This is a genomic window from Bacillus sp. P4_D3, from assembly GCF_056401855.1.
The window spans coordinates 1-584 of the sequence record NZ_JBFUIN010001285.1 but is presented as its reverse complement, the minus strand read 5'-3'; the positions used below and the strand labels follow the sequence as shown (position 1 = coordinate 584).

At 38.0% G+C, this 584-nt stretch carries 1 protein-coding gene; it reads right to left on the bottom strand.

Features of this window, described 5'->3' with window-relative positions; genetic code table 11:
• Positions 1-8: 8 nt before the first annotated feature.
• Positions 9-584, bottom strand: a 576-nt coding sequence (locus AC1DTM_RS30840; RefSeq protein ID WP_477001747.1) for a class I adenylate-forming enzyme family protein, incomplete at its 5' end; no start/stop codon positions are given.

Sequence of the window (584 nt, the reverse complement as noted above, 5' to 3'; positions counted from 1 at the left end):
CCTCTCTATCAAACTGTTGGACTAATATTAGAAGATACTTGTTCTCTCAACTTCAACTTTTGAATTTTCCCACTTGCTGTTACAGGGAATTCATCAGTAAAGATCACTTTCTCTGGTAGTTTATAAATTGCCATTTTCTCTTTAAGGTAGAGTTTCATTTCTTCTTCTGAACTTACTTCTCCATTTTTTAACCGTATGACCGCACATGCAACTTCCCCGAGCACTTTATCTGGAAGACCTACAACTGCTGCTTCGATTACTTTTGGATGTTTCATAATGACTGCTTCAATTTCCTGTGGATAAACGTTTAGCCCACCTCTTATGATCATCTCTTTCTTTCGCCCTACGAACCTTAAATATCCTTGGTGATCAAGAGTACCTAAATCTCCTGAATAATACCAATCTTCATTATCCAAAACCTGTTTTGTCTGTTCAGGCATATTATAATAACCTTTCATTACTCCAAATCCCTTAACTGCGATTTCTCCCACTTCCCCGGGCAGGAGCGCTACTCTATTTTCATCGACAATTTTCAATGTTACTCCTGGGATAGCCTTTCCAAGAGTTTCTGTTATATTCTGCTT